Source organism: Paenibacillus abyssi, assembly GCF_014640295.1.
In the GTDB taxonomy this organism is placed as follows: domain Bacteria; phylum Bacillota; class Bacilli; order Paenibacillales; family Paenibacillaceae; genus Paenibacillus_D; species Paenibacillus_D abyssi.
In genome coordinates this window covers 39,336-59,382 of sequence record NZ_BMGR01000020.1, presented here as the reverse complement: position 1 = coordinate 59,382, position 20,047 = coordinate 39,336, and the positions used below count along the sequence as shown (strand labels likewise).

Annotated in this window: 16 protein-coding genes; 14 read left to right on the top strand and 2 right to left on the bottom strand. The window is 49.8% G+C overall.

The genetic code is table 11. The features are described from left to right. Positions 1-30: 30 nt before the first annotated feature. The 3 genes from IEW11_RS22855 to srtD all read left to right on the top strand — a co-directional run bounded on the left by IEW11_RS22855 (position 31) and on the right by srtD (position 2,833). Complete coding sequence (locus IEW11_RS22855; protein ID WP_229725606.1) at positions 31-393, top strand: hypothetical protein; 363 nt, start codon at positions 31-33, stop codon at positions 391-393. 234 nt (positions 394-627) lie between these two features. Continuing rightward, positions 628-2,046, top strand: coding sequence for an LPxTATN C-terminal sorting signal domain (locus tag IEW11_RS22850; RefSeq protein ID WP_188533402.1), 1,419 nt, complete (start codon positions 628-630; stop codon positions 2,044-2,046). Then, complete coding sequence (gene srtD / locus IEW11_RS22845; RefSeq protein ID WP_373289379.1) at positions 2,030-2,833, top strand: class D sortase, LPxTATN-specific; 804 nt, start codon at positions 2,030-2,032, stop codon at positions 2,831-2,833. The genes IEW11_RS22850 and srtD overlap by 17 nt, the downstream gene beginning before the upstream one ends. A gap of 49 nt (positions 2,834-2,882) precedes the next feature. Here srtD and IEW11_RS22840 read toward each other — a convergent pair whose 3' ends face one another. Together IEW11_RS22840 and IEW11_RS22835 are read right to left on the bottom strand one after the other, a co-directional pair. Further along, positions 2,883-4,208 (bottom strand): glutamate-1-semialdehyde 2,1-aminomutase, encoded by a 1,326-nt coding sequence (locus tag IEW11_RS22840; protein ID WP_188533401.1) that lies wholly within the window; start codon positions 4,206-4,208, stop codon positions 2,883-2,885. 80 nt (positions 4,209-4,288) lie between these two features. Then, on the bottom strand, positions 4,289-5,356 hold the full coding sequence (locus tag IEW11_RS22835; RefSeq protein ID WP_188533400.1) for an LCP family protein: 1,068 nt from the start codon (positions 5,354-5,356) through the stop codon (positions 4,289-4,291). A gap of 177 nt (positions 5,357-5,533) precedes the next feature. Here IEW11_RS22835 and IEW11_RS22830 point away from each other — a divergent pair, with 177 nt between their 5' ends. The 11 genes from IEW11_RS22830 to IEW11_RS22780 all read left to right on the top strand — a co-directional run bounded on the left by IEW11_RS22830 (position 5,534) and on the right by IEW11_RS22780 (position 20,046). Continuing rightward, positions 5,534-6,538, top strand: coding sequence for an ABC transporter ATP-binding protein (locus IEW11_RS22830; RefSeq protein ID WP_188533399.1), 1,005 nt, complete (start codon positions 5,534-5,536; stop codon positions 6,536-6,538). Then, positions 6,535-7,329 (top strand): ABC transporter permease, encoded by a 795-nt coding sequence (locus IEW11_RS22825; RefSeq protein ID WP_188533398.1) that lies wholly within the window; start codon positions 6,535-6,537, stop codon positions 7,327-7,329. The genes IEW11_RS22830 and IEW11_RS22825 overlap by 4 nt, the downstream gene beginning before the upstream one ends. Positions 7,330-7,333: 4 nt before the next feature. Beyond that, complete coding sequence (locus IEW11_RS22820; RefSeq protein ID WP_188533397.1) at positions 7,334-8,125, top strand: ABC transporter permease; 792 nt, start codon at positions 7,334-7,336, stop codon at positions 8,123-8,125. A gap of 28 nt (positions 8,126-8,153) precedes the next feature. After that, positions 8,154-8,624, top strand: coding sequence for a thioredoxin-dependent thiol peroxidase (gene bcp / locus IEW11_RS22815; protein ID WP_188533396.1), 471 nt, complete (start codon positions 8,154-8,156; stop codon positions 8,622-8,624). A gap of 191 nt (positions 8,625-8,815) precedes the next feature. Further along, positions 8,816-9,739, top strand: a complete 924-nt coding sequence (locus IEW11_RS22810) for a sensor domain-containing diguanylate cyclase (protein WP_188533395.1) — start codon at positions 8,816-8,818, stop codon at positions 9,737-9,739. Positions 9,740-9,897: 158 nt separating this feature from the next. Then, complete coding sequence (locus IEW11_RS22805; protein WP_229725604.1) at positions 9,898-10,920, top strand: AAA family ATPase; 1,023 nt, start codon at positions 9,898-9,900, stop codon at positions 10,918-10,920. Next, entirely contained in the window at positions 10,917-12,209 is a 1,293-nt protein-coding gene (locus tag IEW11_RS22800) for a DUF58 domain-containing protein (protein WP_188533394.1), read from the top strand. The genes IEW11_RS22805 and IEW11_RS22800 overlap by 4 nt, the downstream gene beginning before the upstream one ends. Continuing rightward, positions 12,193-15,087 (top strand): transglutaminase TgpA family protein, encoded by a 2,895-nt coding sequence (locus IEW11_RS22795; RefSeq protein ID WP_229725602.1) that lies wholly within the window; start codon positions 12,193-12,195, stop codon positions 15,085-15,087. The genes IEW11_RS22800 and IEW11_RS22795 overlap by 17 nt, the downstream gene beginning before the upstream one ends. A gap of 280 nt (positions 15,088-15,367) precedes the next feature. Further along, positions 15,368-16,906, top strand: a complete 1,539-nt coding sequence (gene guaA / locus IEW11_RS22790) for a glutamine-hydrolyzing GMP synthase (RefSeq protein WP_188533393.1) — start codon at positions 15,368-15,370, stop codon at positions 16,904-16,906. A 402-nt stretch (positions 16,907-17,308) separates the two neighbouring features. Next, positions 17,309-18,856, top strand: a complete 1,548-nt coding sequence (locus IEW11_RS22785) for a type I restriction-modification system subunit M (RefSeq protein ID WP_188533392.1) — start codon at positions 17,309-17,311, stop codon at positions 18,854-18,856. Next, positions 18,853-20,046: a restriction endonuclease subunit S gene (locus IEW11_RS22780; RefSeq protein WP_188533391.1), complete on the top strand. Its 1,194-nt coding sequence runs from the start codon at positions 18,853-18,855 to the stop codon at positions 20,044-20,046. The genes IEW11_RS22785 and IEW11_RS22780 overlap by 4 nt, the downstream gene beginning before the upstream one ends. Position 20,047 lies beyond the last annotated feature (1 nt).

Sequence of the window (20,047 nt, the reverse complement as noted above, 5' to 3'; positions counted from 1 at the left end):
TGCATGAACTAGTTGGAGGGTTGATCTGATATGGACAATTTCGAGTTGAACAGCCGCCGCGGGAACGCCGGCCAAGATCGGGGCCCAGAGGAAATGCCCGAGCGGGACCAGCCGGCGAAACAGATTTCGGATGTGATGCAAACATTGGAAAAGGAGCTTGTTCAACATTTGCTGGAAGGCGAGGCGTCTTCGGGCGCTTCTGATGATGGGGCAAAGGAGCAAGCGGTTCGCCGAAAGCTTTCGGTTCCTTATGAGATTCGGATCCAAACCGAATCAGATCCGATCGTGGAGCAGACCATTCGCTACCGCCAAATGGCACAGGAGCTGGATGGCCGTTATGACCGTTACATGGAGCAGGCGAAGGCGGATAGTCAAAAACCGTCGTCAGACTAGCGGAGAATTGGAATGTGCCGTACATCAGAGAAGGGACCGTTAATCGACGGTCTTTTTTTGTTTGTGGCATAAAATGATGCTGTCTGTCATAAGGACAGTGAAGCGCATTTTTCTTCATTAAACTTTTTTCATTTTCTCTGTTTGAAAGCGCGTAAATGGGTGTAAAGTCTCTATAGCTCGCCATGATGCCGGCACATCGTGAACCATTATTTTATGGGAGGTCATCCTGAAATTATGAAAAAAATGAGAATGCTGTCCCTTTCCTTTGTTGTCCTGTTCGCCATGGTCATCTCTCCTATTGTCGCAGCCGCAGATGTAAAGAAGGCAATATCGCTGGAGGAATCGCCGTTTGTGATGGAATTTATGGGTAAATCGTATGATTCTGCAGCTGATGAATCCACGTGGTCGTATCGCATTTCCGTGAAAGATGATAGGAGAGGTGATACACAAGTTCTAAACTATACCATGATGAACGTGTGTTACGATCTCGCGTTAGTTGAAGCTTCCGAGTCAAACGTCATCTTGGGCGCGCCGGATAAGGTGTTCGGTTACAAAGTATTGAAGTTTACTGAGCCGATGAAGAACAATGAATCATTGATTCATTCCTTCACGATCAAAGGCAATCCGGAACCACAGGTGATCTCGGCGACACTGAAGAGCGACTCCGACGTGTTGGTGACCGATATTGTGGGGCCTGCTGCATGTGAACCCCAAGTGGATACAGAAGTAACGGTTGATGATGTGGTGACGATTGATGTGGATGTGGCGAGAGTCATCCTGCTCGAGGAAATTCTTAAGAACCAAAGCAAAATACTGGTTGATTCCTCTACATTCCAGCTTATTGAGTTAAACGACGGCAGCTGGGCGATTCATCTGATCGTGGAGGATCTGAAGGAGACAGAGGGAACTTGGTCATTAATCATTGATGGCAAGAAGAAAACCATCGACGGCAAGGGAAGCCTGTATTATGTAATCGGCAAAGCGCCGAAGGATAAAATTAAGCTGAAGGGACACTTCGAAGCAGATAAAGATGGACAGAAAGTACGTTTGCTGCCAATTGATCTCGAAGCAGGGATGACCTCTCAGGTGAAATTTGAGATCGAGAATGCAGCATGGGATGGCAAAGATAAAGGCAAAGATAAAGACAAAGTTATCGAAAAAGTCATCGATAAAAAAGGTTGGAACGATAAGGATAAAGAGGCAACGGGTGATCAAAAGGTTATCGTTGCGAACGGATTCAAGATGACAAGCGATATGAAAACGCTGGTGGAAGATGCAGATGTTAAAGTATTGTTCTCAGGAGACGGAAAGCTGGTGATCGTGACAATGCTTCCTGAGGATATGCAGCAGCAAGGCACTTGGAGATTTGACATTGGCGGGCAAGTGTATGAGGTGGAAGGCGAGGGCAATATGGTCTATACGATCGACCGGGCTCCTGCCGGAACCTATGCGATTGCAGGCGAATTTATGACAGCTGATCAAGAAAGCTATGTGCTCGGTGACCAAGTGGTCAATGTGCCGACGATGACCGGCGGGGTGCTGCCTGACACAGCAACACCTTGGTATAATCTACTGCTGATCGGAATGCTGCTTGTTCTGGCTGGAGCAGCAGGAAGATACATCATGGTGAAACGTCTTGAAGCCGGCAACTAAAATATGGATGAAGTATCTCCCCTTGGCAGCGATTCTGCTGGGGGGGATTCTCATCTTTTATGCTGTCTACCACATAGGTACTACTTATGCTTTAGCGTTAAAAAGCAGGGAAGTTATAACGGATCACGTTGTGACTGTGTCAAACAACGTTGATGCGATTGATACCTATGATTCAGGCGATCTTAAAGCGTATGGCCAGCTGCCGGATACGCCGGATGTGGTAACTGCGGATGTGGAGGATCCGATGGGGGCAAAAGCGGCCGCTGATCCCGCAGTTGAAGCAAAAGAAATCCCTCCATCAGCCGATAATGCTCAGGGTACGCCTGAGCGTCTGCCCGGCATTGCGGCCAAGAACGGAGTGCTTTATCCGAATCGGCCGGGACAAGGCGATTCATTAGGTACATTGTATATTCCAAGGCTGGATGTAAGCCTGCCTATCATTCACGGAACGGATCCGGATGAGCTTGAAAAAGGCGTCGGGCATTTTGCCCAGAGCGTTCTGCCTGGAGAGAACGACAATAGTGTGCTATCGGGCCACCGCGATACTGTATTCCGCAAGCTTGGTGAATTAGAGAAGAACGATCTGTTTACAGTCAAAACATCTGCCGGAGAGTTCACGTATCAGGTTCGTTCGATCAAAATTGTCGATGCGGACGACCGAAGCGTCATCATACCGACGGATTCAGCGATGCTGACGGTCACGACCTGTTATCCGTTTAACTTTATCGGAAGCGCTCCGGATCGTTACATTCTTTCCTCTGAACTCGTTAAAAGCCGTACCTCCTAACCATTGAGGAGATACGGCTTTTTTCTGTGTGAACAGTTCTGCGCTGGATTTACTTCCGGGTGGCCATCTGTGCAAAGGCGCGTTCGGCAGCTTCAATCGTTTGCTTGATGTCTTCTTCCGAATGCTCGGTGGTAAGGAACCATGCCTCGTATTTGGAAGGTGCCAGACAGATTCCTTCGCTCAGCATGAGCTGGAAGAAACGGGCGAACCGCTCTCCATCCGTATCTTGTGCTTCCTCGTAGTTCGTGACCGGATGATTGCAGAAATGGGCTGAGAATGAACCCCGGATCCGGTTGATCGTGATGTCGATACCGTGTTGATCTGCAGCTTGCTGCAGGCCTTCGGCCAGCATGATAGCCAATCGGTTCATGCGCTCGTATACGCCTGGCGTTTGCAGGACTTCGAGGCAGGCGATGCCGGCCGAGATTGAAGCAGGGTTGCCGGCCATCGTCCCGGCTTGGTATGCCGGACCTAATGGAGCGATCTGTTCCATAATTTCTTTGCGGCCGCCATAGGCGCCGATCGGCAGTCCGCCGCCAATGATTTTGCCCAGTGCGGTCAAATCCGGTTCAATGGCTTTGTGGTCTTGGAAGGCTTTGAAGGTTTGCGCGGAACCATAGTGAAAGCGGAATGCGCTGATGACCTCATCATAAATCACGAGTGCTCCTGCATCACGCGCCAGCTTACATAGCCCTTCCAGGAAACCGGGCTCCGGCATAACCATTCCGAAATTACCGACAATCGGCTCGACCATCACAGCGGCGACATCATCGCCCCAATGTTCCAATGCTGCCTTCAGGCCATCAAGATCATTGAAGGGAACGGTAATGACTTCTTGGGCGATCGTGGTCGGAATGCCGGCGCTGTCGGGAATGCCAAGCGTTGAAGGGCCGGAACCGGCTGCGACAAGCACGAGATCGGAGTGGCCGTGGTAACAGCCGGCAAACTTGATAATCTTGCTGCGCTTTGTATAGGCACGCGCCACGCGGATCGTCGTCATGACGGCTTCGGTTCCGGAATTGACAAATCGCACCTTGTCCAGTGAGGGAATCGCATCTTTCAGCATTTTAGCCAGTTTGATTTCCAGCTCGGTTGGCGTTCCGTATAAGGTGCCGTTCTGAGCGGCACGAACAATCGCGCCGGTAATATGAGGGTGCGCGTGGCCGGTAATAATGGGGCCGTAAGCAGCCAAGTAGTCGATGTAACGATTTCCGTCGACATCCCAGAAGTATGCACCGCATGCCCGTTCCATAAAAACGGGAGCGCCTCCGCCGACAGCTTTGAAGGATCTGGAGGGACTGTTGACCCCGCCTGCAATATGCAACAGGGCTTCCTCATATAGCGCTTCTGAATTTGGACGATGTGTAATGGACATAGTAATTTTACCTCCGTAGATTGATCAGGGTATTGAAAGGGCTGCCTCAACATCGATGAGGTCAGCCCTTTGAATGATTATTATGGTGTGCTGCCGCTGGTTCCGTTCTCTGCGGCGTCACTGCCGCCATCGGCAGTGCTGCCATCCGCGGCACCTTCAACCGGTTCAGGAATGGTCTCATCCTTGCTAAGCGATTCCTGAACATACTCGAGCAGCCTCTGCTCGTCGCGTACGACGAGTACGGAGCCTCCAATGTTGGACTCGGCGAGCAGATTCATCGGCGGAATCTGTGCCGAGCCGGCCATGTGCATGCTCAATCCGAGCTGTCCGAGCCTCAGCATATCCTGTGCTGAAAGGTTCGTTTCAATATAAGGCTGCACGCTCTCGATGATTTTTGTCATCCGCAAGAGATTCCATGTTGATTGCATCTCTAAGGCGACGGCTTTCATGAAATTCCGCTGGCGTTCCGTGCGCGTGAAGTCGGACATCGCATCATGCCGGAACCTGACATACTGGAGCGCTTCGTCTCCGTCCAGATGCTGAAATCCCTTTTTCAAGTTGATGTCGTACCGGTTGCCATCCGCGTTGTCAATCCAGGTCATATCCTTCTCAACCTCGAAGTCGATCCCTCCGATGGCGTCGATCAATGATTTGAAACCTTCGAATTCAGCATAAACGTAGTATTGAATATCAAGTCCTAACAGGTTACCGACCGTCTCCATCGCCAGGTTCGGTCCGCCCAGCGTAATGGCTGTATTGATGCGCCCGTTGCCATGCCCGGGAATATCGACGTAAGTATCGCGAAGAACGGAAAATAAATGCGCTTTTTTCGTTACCGGATCTAATGATGCAATAAGAATAGAATCGGAACGTGCGATACCATTGCTGTTCTCCGCCCTTCCGTCACCGCCAAGCAGCAGAATGTTGACACGCTCCGTGCCTTCCCATTTGGGAGGCTCTTTTACCTCTGCATCATCAAACTGATCGAACCGGGATTCCGCATTTGCTTTTTGAAGGCCGTTTAAAGCGTTATATATGCTAATGCCATGGTAAGCCGCATAACCGACTACCAGCGCTAGTACGATGAGCACGCTGTAAATAACCAACTTCCACGGTTTCTTTTTGCCTTTCCTGACCCTGCTTTCCATGCGGTCATGATCACCCTTTCGTGATTGTTCTTTCGATTTCATTAAAGATCATGTATTATTACATATCATAAAATTATAATTTGCCGGAGGGTATCAAAGCAAGCCATTTCCTATATGTTAAAAATATATCATAATTTCCCGGGAAATGTCGAAGCGAGAGGAGCAGAGGTATCAACTATGTTAGCGATCGATGTGCAGCTTTTGCAAAAGAAGTTCAAAGTACAGAAAAATCGGGAAGGGCTCGCAGGTGCGCTTAGAGATCTGTTCATGCGTGAGTATATCGAAGTCAAAGCTGTAAAAGATATAAGCTTCCAAATTCCGCAGGGCGAGATTTGCGGATATATCGGCGAAAACGGTGCAGGTAAATCAACCACAATTAAAATGCTGACCGGCATTCTTGTTCCGACTTCCGGACGCTTGCTTGTTAACGGTTATGTTCCATTTAAGGAACGGGAGAAGTTCGTGAAGGAAATCGGTGTCGTATTCGGTCAGAGGAGCCAGCTATGGTGGGATATCGGCGTCATTGAATCCTTTCAATTGCTCCGCAAGGTCTACAAAGTGCCCGAGGTGGATTTTCAAAATCGGTTGAATGAGCTTGTGGAACGATTACAGCTGGGCGATCTGCTCAACCGTCCGGTCCGCAAGCTGAGCCTCGGCCAGCGGATGCGCTGCGAGCTGGTTGCATCGCTGCTGCATAATCCATCGATCCTGTTCCTGGATGAGCCAACGATCGGTCTGGATATTGTCGTGAAAACAGAAATTCGCGATTTTCTCAAGCAGATGAACCGCGAGCATGGCACGACAATCCTGTTAACGACGCATGATCTGCAGGATATCGAGGCGCTCTGTTCCCGCGTCATTATGCTCGATGACGGCAAGATCATCTATGACGGCGGGCTGGAGCAGCTCAAGGCCAATTGGAGCAAAGGGCGGGAGGTATTGTTCCAGTTCGCGGACCATACAAGGTTGGACAAGCTGGAGCAGCTGACACTGGGCCTTGGCGTAGAGTGGACCTTGGAGAATGATCTGACTGCCCAAATGTGGCTGCCTCATGGGGTCAATGTGTCAGACGCACTGGCGCGTGTCGTCGGAGCCGTTGAAATTCGGGACATTAAAATTTTCGAAACAAATACCGATGAAATCGTACGCGAAATTTATCGATCAGAGAAGGTATCTTCATGAACAGCGCATACCTTGATTTAATTCGCATTCGTTTTATGATGATGCTGGCTTACCGGGTGAATTATTATAGCGGAATTATCATTTATGCCATCAATATCGGCGCTTATTATTTTCTGTGGCAGGCAATCTATGGCGATCAGCCGTCATTAGGCGGTTTTACTGTAGCGCAGATGACGACCTATGTGGCTGTATCCTGGATGGCAAGGGCATTTTATTTTAATAATCTTGACCGGGAGATTGCCACCGAAATCCGGGATGGCAGCGTCGCGATTCAATTTATCCGGCCTTATTCTTATCTGATGGTCAAAATGATGCAGGGACTGGGCGAAGGCATCTTCCGTCTGCTTTTGTTCATGGTGCCGGGGATGATCATTGTTTGTCTTATTTTCCCTGTTTCGCTTCCGACCGATCCTTTTGTATGGCTGTTGTATTTGGTTATGCTGGCATTCAGCTTTCTTATCAATACACAGATTAATATGTTGACTGGATTATTTGCTTTTTTTGTGGAAAACAATGAAGGCATGATGCGGATGAAGCGGGTTATGGTTGATTTATTCTCCGGTGTCGTCGTGCCGATCTCCTTTTTCCCCGGCTGGCTGGAGATGGTCATGAAATGGCTGCCGTTCCAGGCCATTACCTATTTGCCGAGCTCCGTATTTACCGGCAGAACCGCAGGCAGTGAAGTATGGGGCGTGCTTGGGCTGCAGGCCATCTGGTTTGTTGTGCTGCTCCTGCCGATCTGGTGGGTTTGGAGAATGGCACGCTACCGGTTGTTCGTGCAGGGAGGTTGAGGCAATGTTCTATATCACTTTATTTTGGGAATATCTAAAAAATTATGCGAAAACCCGGCTCACTTATCGAGCGGATTTCTGGATTGAAGTCTTGTCTGATCTAATGTTTCAAGGCATGAACCTGATCTTTATTCTGATTGTCTTCCAGCACACGGAATCGCTTGGCGGCTGGTCGCAGGCTGAAGTGGTATTCGTATATGGCTATTTTATGATTCCCTACGGTATTTTCGCTTGCTTCTTTAATTTGTGGGGGTTTAGCGAACGGTATATCGTCAAAGGCGAGATGGATCGCATATTGACGCGTCCGGCCCATAATTTGTTCCAGGTACTGCTGGAAAACATGGATCCGCCATCCCTGATTGGCTCGCTGGCCGGAGCGATTATTATGGCAATCTCCTGGACGCAGCTTGGGATGGGCTTTGAACTGACCGACTTGCTGATGCTGACGCTGCTTGTTGCCGGTTCTGTCCTGATCTACATGGGTGTGTATACATCGCTTACAGCGATAGCATTCTACTCTGACGCTCCTACGGGAATACTGCCGTTAATGTACAATATCCAGAACTATGGCCGTTATCCGGTCGGCATTTACAATAAGGCCATCCGGTTTGTGCTGACCTGGGTCATTCCGTTTGCCTTTGTCGGGGTTTACCCCGCCTCTTATTTCTTGGAACGCGTGCAGGGGGAAGAAGCTTCAATGGCGCTGCTCACGCCGGTTGTCGGTTTTGTATTTGCAGCGATCGGGTTAATGATATGGAATCATGGAGTGAAGAGATACCGCGGTGCGGGATCATAATCTGTCAGTAAAAGGAGTTGCAGTTAACATGTCGGAACTAACGATCGGCCGGGAGGCGCCTGATTTTACTCTGCCGGCTTCAAGCGGAGAAAATATTCGCTTATCAGATTTGAAAGGCAAAAACGTTGTGCTGTACTTTTATCCCAAGGATATGACTTCTTCCTGTACAACGCAGGCATGTGATTTTAGAGACCGTCACTCAGACTTTAGCGAGGCAAACGCGGTGATTCTGGGAATTAGTCTTGATCCGATCAACAGGCATGAAAAGTTTATTGATAAATACAACCTGCCTTTTTTGCTGCTTACCGATGAGGAGCACCGGGTTTGCGAGCTTTACGGCGTGTGGCAAATGAAGCAAATGTACGGGAAGCAGTACATGGGGATCGTCCGTTCGACCTTCGTCATTGATACTGACGGCGTATTGGTGAAAGAGTGGCGGAAGGTAAAGGTGCGCGGCCATATTGAGGAAGTGCTGCAGTATGTTAAAGAAAATTTGTAACGTGCATAGGTGATGAGGAACGGGGGCCCTTGGGCTCCTGTTTTTGTTTTGAACATCGGCGGTGGCCGTTTGTCATGTCATGGCGAAAAAACTTTACTTTATATGTTAGGTTTTAAAGGGTATAATATAGGCAATAGGCACTACTATGCTGTTGGCATTTGATTCTACCTAAAAGAACAGGTGAAATAGACATGAGAGAAAAGTCCCGCACAGTATTGGAAATCGCGAATAATGTTTTAGAGGTACTCAAGGATTTTATCGGTGTGAATACGTTATTTGTTGCTACCAATGACGGATTAAATAATACGATTATCAGAGCTTACAACCGCGATGAGATCCTTGTCGAGGAGGGCAGCATACTTCCTTTACACAAGACGTATTGCAGCTTGGTGTTTGAAAGTGATTCCGGGAGCGTCACGATAAGCGATACAATGAAAGATCCGCTATCTTCTGTTATGCCGATAACACAGGTGCTTGGATCAGCTTCATTTATAGGCTTTCCGATTAAGGTGTCCAACAATCCTGCGTATGGCACCTTATGCGTGATGGACCGCAAGAAAAGGGAGTATAGCCAGAGCGAGCTGTCGCTGCTTCAGTCCATGGCGGAAATGATAAGTTATGTGGCCGAAATCGAAAATCATGCATTTATAGATAGCTTGACCGGCTGTTATAACCGCCATTTTCTTGAACGGTACGAATTGAAGCACCCATCCGCCATTTTATTTATCGATGTGGATAATTTTAAACAGGTTAATGATGTTTACGGGCATCAATGCGGAGACCAAGTGTTAGTCGAGATCGCCGACCGGACGAGAAAAGTGCTGAAAAGCAAGGATATCCTCATTCGTTATGGCGGGGATGAATTCATTATCATTATGGACCGCATAGATGTTGAAAACGATGTTGACCGATTAGCCCAGTCGTTATTAGATGAATTCAAACTGCCGGTCTTTGTGCAGGAATATGAAATAAACGTATCGCTTAGCGTTGGCTGCAGCATATTAAACGACAATCTATCATCGATCTACTCCGTCATACGAGAAGCGGATACAGCGATGTACGAAATAAAAGAATCGGGTAAGGGCAGCTATAAAGTCCATCACCGGCAAGTATGATGACCTGCGGCAGGCGCAGGTTATTTTTTTTGCCCGCATGCGCACTTCGATTGTCATTTCCGCTTGGCCTGCGGACTCCCGAATCTATCGCGTCTAAAAGTTGATGAGGCTGGCGACACTGGTAGATAGAAATAGATTACCGGGAGGTTGTTCGAAACATGGGAATGGCAGAGATTAATTCAAACATGCCAAGAGACAATACAGATGAATTGAGATGGCCGATGGAACCGCATGCCCTGCTTCATCGCATGCGCGGCAAGGTGGAGTCCGTGCTGATCGGCAAGCGGGACACGGTGTCGATGGCGTTGACGGCGCTGCTGGCAGGCGGACACGTGCTGCTCGAGGATGTGCCGGGAGTCGGGAAAACGATGCTTGCCCGCGCTTTTGCGAGAGTGATGGGAGGCGAGTTTGCAAGGATTCAATTCACATCGGATTTGCAGCCGTCCGATGTGACGGGCGGCTCGATCTGGGATGTGAAACGCGGCGATTTCGTGTTTCGCGCGGGGCCAATCATGAGCAATGTCGTTTTGGCGGACGAAATTAACCGCACATCGCCCCGCACGCAATCGGCACTGCTTGAGGCGATGGAAGAGCGATGCGTATCCGTCGATGGCGCGACAAGGCGGCTGCCCGAGCCGTTCATGCTGATTGCAACACAAAATCCCCTGCGGGATGAGGGAACCTATCCGCTGCCGGAAGCGCAGCTGGACCGATTCATCATGCGGCTGTCGATCGGGTATCCGGCTCCGCAGGATGAGATTCGCATGCTTGGAACCGGAAGCACCGCTGAAAAGCTGGAAAGTTTAAGACCGGTTGTGGTACCGGATGAGTGGATCAAGCTGCAGCAGGAAGCGGCACAGGTGCATGTCCATGATGCTCTGCTTGCATATGTCGTTGAAGTAGCTTGGGCGACACGCAGGGCAAAGGAGCTGACGCTTGGCGCCAGTCCCCGCGCTTCGCGGGATTGGGTGCGCGCCGCGCAGGCAAAGGCATATATCGAGGGTCGAGGTTTCACGGTTCCCGATGATTTCAAAGCAACTGCAGCACCAGTGCTGCTCCACCGGCTTGTTCTGCGTTCCGGTCATGAAACAGGAGCTGCCCGGCAGGCAGAGGTGCTGGAGCGGATCATGCAGTCTCTGCCGCAGCCTGTGGATGCAGCGGGAACGGGGCGAAAGCGATGAAAGGGAAAGAACAACGGCTCATCGGATGGCTGCTGCTTTGTATGCTCTGGAGCGGATTAATGACTGCAGCCCAGCTGCGCGGCGGGGCCACGGAATGGTTCGCGTTGATCGTTTTGACAGGGGTGATCTTATTCGGTGCCGCTGCGCCGATGCTGTCATTAAGAGGAATCAGCGTCAAGCGAAGCTTGTTGAACCCGGGCTTGCACGCAGGCGCAGAATTAAGGGTCAGGCTGGAATTTCGCGCGGGTCTGATATTGCCGATGATCTGGATTGCCGTGAAAGAGGAAATAAGGAATACGACGAACCCGCGTATAGAGCCGGTCATATACCGGCGTGTGATTCTGCCATGGCTGCGGCGTGAATATACCATCGATTATGTAGTCCGTCCCCTCCGGCGCGGCGAATTAAGATTTGAACCGGTTGTGGTGACCGCGGGCGATCTATTCGGGCTTACTGTCAGACAGATTACATTAATCTGTGAGGGCAGGGCGGTTGTACTGCCTGAGCTGATCGGAGAGCGGGAGGACAGGAAAACATGGCAGCTTGCAGAAACTCGTATGGCCGAATCGGCCCGGACGATTCCCACGCCGGTTGGGGAACCAGGAGGGCTGGCAACAGCCGGGCTTCAAGCAGGAGCGGGGGAAGAGGTACGCTCTTATTCGGCCGGCGATCCGCTCCGGTATCTTGATTGGCGCGGCTTGGCTAAAGGAAGAAGCTGGCAGACGCGCAAGGAATCACCGGAAGAGCCGCTCTTTGATCGGTTGATCGCCGTGGATTGTTCAGAAGTTTCATTTCGGAAAGAGGAGCGGTTATTTGATGCCTGCATCAGCAAAGCGCTGTGGGCGTTCGAGCAAGCGCTGCTGGCAGGTTCCCGCGTACGCTTGTATTGCGGCAGCAGCGAGCCTGTGAAGCTGGAAGGTCACAGGGAAGCGCGCGGCAGCTATATGCGCGCAGCGGACCGGTTAGCCCGAGTGAAGGCGGATTCCGATAAGCCGCTGGCTTGGCTGCTGACGCATATGCTTGGAGGATTGTCTAGGGGCGGCACTGCTGTCGTTATTACGACAGGGCTTCAAGACTGGAGGGAAGCGGTCAGGATGGCGGTGAATCGCGGCTGCCGGATGGAGCTGTGGCTGATCGTGGGCGGCAAGGCGCCTTCCTATGCGCTGCGTGAGGGGATTCGGGACTGGGAGACTTACGGTTGTAAGGTTCGCGTATGGACACTGCCTGCCGAAACCGGGAAGCTGACTGAAGCTCTGGAAGGAGACGATGCAGATGAAGGCGTTTCTTAACCTTGCAAAATCGGCTCCGGGCGATGAAAGCGGAAAAAATAAGCGCAGCGGAAAATCAGCGGATGTGACAGAGACGGTCTATTTGCCGCTGACACTGCGCATCGTGACGAGTCTGCTGTTATTCGGTTTGCTCGTTGAATGGATATTTCCGCTGGAGCTGTTCGGCCATTGGACACAGCTATACCGGATCGGGCCGCTGATTGCCGTTGCCGGTTTTGTACTGGCAATCGGCATACTGCTGCCTCCTTGGTGGCTGTCGTTTATTTTGAACGGAAGCCTGTGTACGATAAGCGTGATGTGGTTATTTTATGAAGGCTTGAATCCGGTAATGCGGCTGTCTGAGCTGACCAGAACGCTGCAAAGCGACCTTGCCGCTTTGGCAAGCGGCAGCGGCGGTTTCGTATCCGGTGAGCTGCGGACGCTGCTGCTCTTTACCGGATCGGCGATGCTCGTGTCGGCACTGCAATCTCTTGTCTGGGTAAGATACTGGGGACCGGGACTGGCTGTTCTGACCGCTGTATATCTGTTGGTCATTCATTGGTTCACGGGCGCCGATATACATATGGGCTTGCTTCGCGTCGCCGGGGAAGGATTGCTGCTCACCGCGTTGATTACCTATATGATGGCTGTGCGGCGGTATGGAAGCGGAGTACAGCGGGTAAGCCCGATAGAGCTGCATGGGATGTGGCCGCTGCGTTGGTGGGCGGCTGGCTTGACCAGCGCTGTTGTGCTGCTGGCTGCGGCTTATGGGGCATCCTGGGAAAAACCGAGGTTATCCGAGCCGGCAGCTTGGACGCTGGACAGCGATATGATGTGGGAATTGGCAGCTTTAACAGGCGTTGATCCGCAGTTGCGGTCAATAGGAGAGACGCAAAGGCCCGGCGTAAGAATGAATGCGGCGTTTTCCGGTTATGGCTTTGACGACAGGCGATTAGGCGCGCCGCTCGTCGTGGATGATTCGGTCGTATTTACAGCGACCTCCCCGGCTCCGTTATATTGGAGGGGAGATTCGTTGGAGATTTATAACGGGAGCGGCTGGGAACCGGGCGAGCGGCAAACGGTGCTGCTTCCGATTGATGAGGCAATGGACGGCAACAAGGTGGCAGATGGCTCTGTTTTTGCCGATCAGCCTGCACCGGAGCAAGCTCAGGCCCAGCAGGCCGGCATGGAAGGAAGCGGGATAGAATCGATAGAGAAGAGTAAGGTCACGGCAGCGGAAGAAGTAATGGACCGCGCAGAGATTGTCCGTCAATCGGCTGCAAACGAGAAGGAAACGGAAAGCGGCGGCGCTATTCAACAGACGTCTCCGGCGGAGAATCCGGGCATTGATATATCGGCAAGTGAAAAGGCAATGGACAATAGCAGGGTAACTCCACAATCGGTAACGATGGAGGAACCCGGCAGTGAGATACCGGCAAGTGAAAAACAATTGAAAACCAGCAGAATGATTCAACAGACGGTAACGATGGCCCGTGCGGCGGCCGGGTGGCCGCTGTTTGCGGGAGGAAGCGATGTCCGCGTAACTTCTATCATTGCAGGAGAACCTCCCCGGTCGCTTCAGTCCTATCGTAAAAATGAACAGTCGGAGGGGGTGTTTGCTCCTGCAGAGACCGTCTCTATTGCCGCTTACACCGTTGAATCGGTAATCACAGACCCGGCCCATTGGACGGCAGGGGAAAAGATCGCAGAATACAACCAGGCAGGCGGCATTGCCCGGGATCCATCTGATCTGTCAGCGGCTTATCTTCAGCTGCCAAGCACGCTGCCTGCCAGGGTGAAGGAGCTTGCCGAGCAGATTGTTTCGACTGCCGGGGACAGCCGTTATGAGCAGGCGAAAGCAATCGAAAGTTATCTGCGCGGTCATTTTGCTTATACGTTGGAGGGAAGTCGGTCACCGAAGGCGGGAGACGATTTTGTGGACCATTTCCTGTTTGAACAGAAGCAGGGCTACTGCGTTCATTTCTCAACGGCAATGGCGGTGATGCTGCGCACACAAGGCATTCCGGCACGCTGGGTCAAAGGTTTTGCGCCGGGAGAGCTGATCAATGATGAAGCGTCAATGCTGGGCACCTCCGGCCCGGGCGTAACGCAGGCAGAGCAGCGTTATATCATTAGGGGCCAGGACGCCCACGCATGGGTAGAGGTCTTCATCCCGGAAGCGGGCTGGGTGTCGTTCGATCCGACGCCGGGTTATGACGGCGCTGCATCAGCTGCGGCTGCGATTATGTCCGCAGCCGAAGGGGACGCCGCCGGCAGCAGCCCGGCGGCGGGCGGCGATGCCGCATCGGGGCCACAGGCCGATGCGGCACGGGCCGCGCTTGCGCACGGCGGCTTCGCCGGCCGGGCGTATGCGCGGCTGCAGGCGGCCGCTGTGCAGGCCGCCATCGCCTTGCCGCGAGGGGCGGAAGCCCTCGCGGAGCGCGCGCTGGGCGCGGGCGGGCGGCTCGCAGCGGCCGCCGCGGATCCTGCGGCCCGCCGATGGGCGGGGGCCGCAGCGGTTGCGGCAGCGCTGGCATGCGCAGCGCTGGCCGCGGCATGGCGCAGCCGCGCGCGCTTTGCGCTGGCGCTGGCGCTGCGCCGCTACGGCCGGGCGTATGCCGCCGGCCGTGATGCGCGCGGACGCTTCCTGGCCGTGGCCCACCCGTGCTGGCGGATACTTTACCGCCAGTATGGGGGCAGGCCGCCGGCCATGACCGCGCGCGAATATGCCGGTTCGCTTACGCTGCCGGCGTATGGGAACCAGCAGCTGAAGGATTTTGTCCGCTGGGATGAACAGGCTCGCTTCGGCAAGGAATGGCCTGCGCCCCCGCCGCCTGATACATTGGCTGCGACGATCAAAGCGCTGCTCGCATTTTCACAAAAGCGCAAACGTCCCTAATGATTTGACAGAATAGACCGCATCGCTTGACACGCATCATCTCGTACACAGCCAAGGATCGCCCCGTAAATTTTGCGGCAAGCGATCCATCTTACATGAACGCTCCCGCCGCAGCATCTCCCATAGAGCAAATAGTGAGTTCCAACCGATTAAATCTGACCGCATCATCCTCGGTTCACGAAACGACATAAGCCGCCAAAAACGGCGATAGCCGTTTCTTCTTGACTGCCGTAAATCCGGTTGGATATAATATTCTTTATGAATCGAGGGAGGCTCGGAAATGAATAAATCGAATGAAATTATTGTTGTCTTGGACTTTGGCGGCCAATACAACCAGCTTATTGCCAGACGTATCCGTGACTTGGGAGTATACAGCGAGCTGCTGCCGTATAACACGACAGTAGACAAAATTCGCGAATTGAATCCAAAAGGAATCGTATTCTCCGGCGGACCGGCCAGCGTATACGCTGAAAATTCGCCATTGGTTGACCCTGCGGTATATGATCTGGGTATCCCGATCTTCGGGATTTGCTACGGCATGCAGATGATGTCGCATCAATTGCAAGGCAAGGTGCAGCGTGCAGGAAAACGCGAGTACGGCAAAGCAGAGGTCGATTTCCAAGACGCCTGCCACCTTGTCAAAGGACTGGACAAACGCCAAACGGTGTGGATGAGCCACAGCGATCTGGTAGTTGAGCCGCCTGCCGGCTTCCAAGTGGATGCGGGCACGGAGCATGCGCCGATTGCGGCGATGAGCCATCCGGAGAAGAAATTCTACGCGGTACAGTTCCATCCGGAAGTTCGCCACTCTGTATACGGCAACGAAATGATCCGCAATTTCCTGTATGACATTTGCGGATGCGAAGGCAACTGGAGCATGGAAACTTTCATCGAGGATACAATTCGCGATATCCGCGAGCAAGTGGGCGACCGCAAGGTATTGTGCGCATTGTCCGGCGGCGTTGATTCTTCCGTAGTAGCGATTCTGCTGCACAAAGCGATCGGCGACCAATTGACCTGCATGTTTATTGACCATGGCCTGCTCCGCAAAGGTGAAGCGGAAGGCGTCATGGAGACGTTCGTCGGCAAATTCGATATGAAAGTGGTCAAAATCGATGCGCGCGAGCGGTTTATGGACAAGCTTAGAGGCATTTCCGATCCTGAGGTGAAACGGAAAAATATCGGTAATGAATTTATCCGCGTATTTGAAGAAGAGTCATCCCAATTCGATGATTTTGAATTCCTTGCGCAAGGCACGTTATATACGGATATCGTAGAGAGCGGCACAGCTACCGCGCAAACGATCAAATCGCATCATAATGTCGGTGGATTGCCTGAGGACATGAAGTTCAAACTGGTTGAACCGCTCAAGGCATTATTTAAAGACGAAGTGCGCAAGGTCGGCGAGGAGTGCGGATTGCCTGAAGAGATCGTATGGCGCCAGCCATTCCCTGGACCGGGTCTTGCGATCCGTGTATTGGGCGAGGTCACGGAAGATAAGCTGGAAATTGTCCGTGAATCCGATGCGATTCTGCGCGACGAGATTGCCAAGGCCGGACTCGACCGTGAGATCTGGCAGTACTTTACCGCTTTGCCGGACATGAAGAGCGTTGGTGTTATGGGCGATGCGCGCACCTACTCCTACACCGTCGGCATTCGCGCAGTAACCTCCATTGACGGCATGACCGCCGACTGGGCGCGTATTCCGTGGGACGTGCTGGAGAAAATCTCGACCCGCATCGTCAACGAAGTCGACAACGTCAACCGTATCGTCTACGACGTAACGTCGAAGCCGCCGGCAACAATCGAGTGGGAATAAGTTAGTGACACCTTACTCATCCCAGAACGTTGATTTTACGCTGTTTAAGTAAAACTCATAAGACTTACTGAAACCCGAATTCACTTGAATTGTCTCCAAGATTGTCGCCAAAAACTCTCGCCGAATCATTGTCGGTGGGAGTTTTTATTTAGGCTTTAGCCGGTTGAGTGCGTGGAATGCGCGAAACATAATGAAGATGCCTAGGGATTTCCTTTAGGACATTTCTGATCGATTAGCTTCATCACGATGGCATGGTGTATTATGTGGTAAGTGACTGTCGAATAAAAGGATTTCCGGCTAGAGTGAGGAATAAGTATGTTGGAATAGGTAAGGGGCTATAAAGCCTTTAAGAAGTGCTTCTATAGACAATATAAGTAAGAGGGAAAATTTGGAGGTATACAAATGACAAGTGCAGCACAACGTGCCGAATTACAATCTCAAATCTGGAAAATAGCCAATGATGTCCGTGGCTCAGTAGATGGATGGGATTTTAAACAATATGTTTTAGGAACGCTTTTTTATCGTTTCATTAGCGAGAACTTTTCTAGCTATATTGAAGCTGGAGACGAAAGTATCAAGTATGCAGACCTTCCTGATGATATTATATCGAAAGAAATCAAAGAGGATGCCATTAAAACAAAAGGTTATTTCATATATCCGAGTCAGCTGTTTTCTAATATTGTGAAAACCGCCAACACAAATGAAAGTTTGAATACAGATCTAGCTGCTATATTTGCTGCCATTGAAAGTTCAGCAAATGGTTATCCATCTGAACTAGATATTAAAGGATTATTCGCTGATTTCGACACCACAAGTAATAGACTGGGGAATACTGTGAAAGACAAAAACAGTCGTTTAGCTGCTGTCATTAAAGGTGTTGCAGGGCTTAATTTTGGTAAATTTGAAGATAATCAAATTGACCTTTTTGGTGATGCCTATGAGTTTTTAATCTCTAATTATGCTGCCAATGCAGGGAAATCTGGAGGAGAATTCTTCACACCTCAGCATGTATCAAAACTTATAGCTCAATTAGCAATACACAAGCAAACAACAATCAATAAAATTTATGACCCTGCAGCCGGTTCGGGATCACTTTTATTACAAGCAAAAAAACAGTTTGATGCTCATATTATCGAAGATGGGTTTTATGGACAGGAGATTAACCATACAACTTATAACCTTGCTCGTATGAATATGTTCTTACACAACATAAACTACGATAAGTTTAATATTGCTTTAGGAAATACACTATTAGACCCTCAATTTGGTGATGAAAAACCTTTTGATGCGATTGTATCGAATCCACCTTATTCCGTAAATTGGATTGGTAGTGATGACCCAACGCTTATTAATGATGAAAGATTTGCCCCTGCAGGCGTATTAGCGCCAAAGTCCAAAGCTGATTTTGCCTTTGTACTTCATTCGCTTAGTTACCTTTCAAGCAAAGGTCGTGCTGCTATCGTTTGCTTCCCTGGTATCTTTTACCGTGGTGGTGCAGAGCAGAAAATCAGAAAATATCTGATTGATAATAACTTTGTTGAAACTGTTATTTCATTAGCACCTAACCTTTTTTATGGAACTTCAATAGCGGTTAATATCTTGGTTCTCTCTAAACATAAAACCGATAATAAAACTCAATTTATTGATGCAAGTGGAGTAGATTTCTATAAGAAAGCGACCAATAATAACATACTTACAGATGAACACATTGAGAAAATTATGGGGATTTTTGATAGGAAAGAAAATGTTGATTATGTTGCGACATCTGCTGATTATGATGAAATCGTTCAAAAAGATTACAACCTATCTGTAAGCGCATATGTGGTAGCGAAAGACACAAGTGAAGTGATTGATATAAATGAGCTGAATGCAGAAATAAAAACAACTGTAGCAAAGATAGACCAACTTCGTGCCGAAATTGATGACATTATTGAGGTGATTGAATCTTGATTAATCCGAATTATATCGAGAAACTCCTAGAGGGGGTTGAAGTTGAATGGAAATCATTAGGGCAAATAGGGGAGTTTGTTCGAGGTAGTGGACTGCAAAAAAGTGATTTCACAGAAAGCGGTGTGGGTTGTATCCACTATGGTCAAATTTATACTTTCTACGGAAATTTTGCATATGAAACAAAATCTTTTGTTTCACAAACACTGGCAACAAAGTTGAGAAAAGCTCAGAAAGGCGATTTAATAATTGCAACTACAAGCGAAAATATTGAAGATGTTTGTAAGCCTCTAGTTTGGCTGGGTGAGGCTGAGGTCTGTGTCAGCGGAGAGACTTACATTTTTAAGCATAATCAAAATCCAAAGTATTTAGCTTATTATCTGCAAACCCCTATGTTTTTTGAATATAAAAAGCAAAATAGAACTGGAACTAAGGTTATTCGAGTACATGGAGATAAGTTAGAAAAATTCAAACTCCCCATTCCGCCCCTTGAAGTACAGAAAGAAATCGTCCGTATTTTGGACGCCTTCACAGAGCTTACAGCAGAGCTAACAGCAGAGCTAACAGCAGAGCTAACAGCTCGTCAAAAACAGTATGAATACTATCGTGATAGGTTGTTGACTTTTGAAGAGGGTGAGATTGACTGGAAACCGTTGGGGGAGCTTGCTGAGAATCTTGACTCAATGCGTAAACCGGTTACTAGTGGCGTAAGAGAGTTTGGTGATATCCCATATTATGGAGCATCCGGTATTGTTGATTATGTAAAAGATTATATTTTTGAAGGGGATTTTTTGCTTATTTCGGAAGATGGGGCAAACTTGGTTGCCAGAAATACACCAATTGCATTTAGTGCTAGTGGGAAAATATGGGTTAACAATCATGCTCATGTACTTAAGTTTAAGACTTATGAAGATCGTAGATTTGTTGAGTTTTATTTAAATTATATAGATTTAACCCCCTATATATCGGGGGCAGCTCAACCTAAACTAAATCAGAAGAATTTGAATAGCATAATGGTTCCTAATCCTTTACCTATACAAAAAAAGCGTATAGTATCTATTTTAGACAAATTCGATGCCTTGACATCTTCTATTACCGAGGGCTTACCTCGTGAAATAGAATTGCGTAAAAAGCAATACGAATATTATCGTAATATGCTACTTTCATTTCCGAAAAGTGAGGTAGAAGCATAGT